Annotated in this window: 2 protein-coding genes; both read right to left on the reverse strand. The window is 61.7% G+C overall.

Annotated features, from left to right (window positions below):
* Positions 1-72 precede the first annotated feature (72 nt).
* Entirely contained in the window at positions 73-888 is an 816-nt protein-coding gene (gene istB / locus F6X39_RS35895; RefSeq protein ID WP_187620122.1) for an IS21-like element helper ATPase IstB, read from the reverse strand.
* Entirely contained in the window at positions 885-2,342 is a 1,458-nt protein-coding gene (istA, locus tag F6X39_RS35900) for an IS21 family transposase (RefSeq protein ID WP_410450759.1), read from the reverse strand. The genes istB and istA overlap by 4 nt, the downstream gene beginning before the upstream one ends.
* Positions 2,343-2,543 lie beyond the last annotated feature (201 nt).

A 2,543-nucleotide genomic window follows, 5' to 3' on the forward strand; every position in this document is an offset into this window, starting at 1 on the left:
TGGATAGCGTCAAGCAGGAAGTCCGGTTTACCGACAAACATCTTGGCCGGTCGGTCGAGATGTTTGTCGCTGTCAGTTGGACATGGTTGTCGCTCCGTTCGGATTGTCAGCGGGTAATTGACGGCGCCGCTCCTTCTGTTTGTCGCTGGCTTTGCGGCGTCGATAGCTTTCAACGTTCAGTTCGAAGATCGTCGAGTGGTGCACAAGCCGGTCGATGGCCGCCACTGTCATGCCGGGGTCGGGGAAGACGTCATTCCAGCCTGAGAACGGCTGGTTGGCCGTTATCAGAAGACTTTTCCGCTCATACCTCTCGGCGATCAGCTCGAACAGCACGCTGGTTTCGGCCTGGTCCTTCCTCACATACGACAGATCATCGAGGATGATCAGGTCGAAGCGGTCAAGCTTCGCAAGCGCCGAAGGCAGTTGCAGACTTTGACGTGCGACCTGGAGCTTCTGCACGATTTCGCCGGTGCGCGTGAACAATACGCGATAGCCGGCGTCGATCAGTGCATGTCCGATTGCGCTTCCAAGATGACTTTTCCCGCCTCCAGGCGGCCCGAACAGTAGAATCGTGGCGCCTTTCTCAAGCCACGAATCGCCGGTGGCCAGCGCCATCACATGCGCCTTTGAGACCATAGGCACAACACCGAAGTCGAAGGTGGCGAGCGTCTTGGTCGGATCCAGATGTGACTCGGCACGATGACGTTCGATTCTTCGTTTGGCGCGCTCGGCAAGTTCATGTTCGAGCAATGCACCGAGTAACCGCGACGCCTGCCAGCTTTCCTTGTCCGAGCGTTCAGCGAAGTCCGGCCACAACCGGCCGATCGTTGGCAGGCGCAGTTCGTTGAGCATAAGTGCGATACGGCCAGCATCGTAGGCGGCGTTCATGCGAGCACCTCCTCATCGAGCAACGTGTCGTAAAGCGCGGCGGACGGCATCTCGACGACAACCACCGGACACTCGGCCTGGCGCGGCGCGAACTCATCGAACAACACCTTCAGATCGGGCAGTTCACCGAGTTCGAGCAAGGCATCGAGCCGCTCGGCCAGTTGCGCCTCAACGCCGTGGTGCCCGGCGAGTTCAAGCAGGCCCACCATGGTCTTGCAGGCGCTACGCGGCGTCAGTGCCTGATCCAGCCGTTCCCAGGTGCGACGATAGGCTTCACGCGGAAACAGATCGTCACGGAACGCGAGACCCCTGAAGGCCTGCGGCTTGCGTTTGAGCGAATCGATGAAGTGCCGGTAGTCGATGCCGCGACCGCGCCGCTTGCTGGTGTGCGTGGCCCTCGTCGTGCTGTGCACGAGCGCGCCGGACAGATAGCAATCGAGCCGGTCACTGTAAAGGCGCACCTTCAGGCGATGACCGATCAGCCGCGACGGGGCGCTGTACAGGACGCAACGCACGGTGAACGTGCCGCAGCGGGTCACGCGCGCCTCTTCTTCGTCGAAGTCGGTGGTACGGTGCTCAGGCAGATCCAGCAGGTGTTCGCGCTCGATCTGGAACGCTGCAGCATTGCGCCGGTTGCGGCGCATCACCACCCCGCGTACGAACTCGTCGTACGCGGCCCGGTCCGCGAAGTCGCGGTGACCTCGCAGTTCCAGGGCCTGATCGATCTGATCCTTCAGATAGCGATGCGACGATTCCACACTGCCATTCTCATGACCCATGCCACGGTTGTTGCGCGTGCCTTCCATCCCGTAGTGATCGAGTAGCACCGCATAGCGAGCTGTGAAGTCTTCCTCTTCCTGCAGGTTCCTGAAGGCCGCCGACAGACTGTCGGAGCGGTGCTCGCGTGGGCAGCCGCCGGCCTGCCACAGCGCGTTCTGCAATCCCGTCGCGAGCGCCTGGAAGCTCTCGCCGCCATCGACCACGCTGGCGTATTCCCAGCGCGAGAATGCCAGCACAAAGTGATACAGCAGGTGGTCAAACGGGACGCCGCCAATTGTCACGCACAGCTTGTCCATGTGGGTGAAGTCCGACAGGCCTCGCGCGCCTGGCTGATACGTTTGAGGGAAGAACACTTCCTGGTTCGGCCCTTCGAGCGCGCGCCACTGGCTGACATGCCGCTCAAACGTGCGACGCATGCTGTCGGGAAAGCGTTCGGGATGGTCGTCCTGCAATTTGCGCAGCAGGGTGATCGCCTTCAGCTTTGGCGCACTACGCAGCAATGGGACGACCTCGGCTTCCCACACGTCGGCAAATGGATCAGGACGCGAGCGCCAGTAGCGCCGAGGCTGCTGCGACGGAAGCCCGGCTTCACGTTCGACGCGTCGCGCCGTGCGCTCGCTCATGCCCGACTTCGCTGCGGCGACCTTCTGTGGATGGTGTTTGCGCTGGTTCATGTAGAGGCGGACCTGTTGGTCGGTGATGCGGGTTCCAGACATGGGCTGACCGCCTCTTTTTCGATTCAGTCAGCCATCCTAGACCTCGCCGACCCGGCGCCGCCGGCAGTTCGTCGTCTCCGGCGGCTACGCCGCCTCCGACTCCTCACTACCGGCCAAGATGAATGTCGGTACACCGGACGTAGTCATTGTCGCCGCCCA

This window comes from Paraburkholderia sp. UCT2 (assembly GCF_014397665.1).
Taxonomy (GTDB): Bacteria; Pseudomonadota; Gammaproteobacteria; order Burkholderiales; family Burkholderiaceae; genus Paraburkholderia; species Paraburkholderia tuberum.

What these genes read in the sequence shown, in the direction of transcription:
- istB (WP_187620122.1), bottom strand. Translation starts at nt 888, where the DNA reads ATGAACGCCGCCTACGATGCTGGCCGTATCGCACTTATGCTCAACGAA.
- istA (WP_410450759.1), bottom strand. Translation starts at nt 2,342, where the DNA reads ATGAACCAGCGCAAACACCATCCACAGAAGGTCGCCGCAGCGAAGTCG.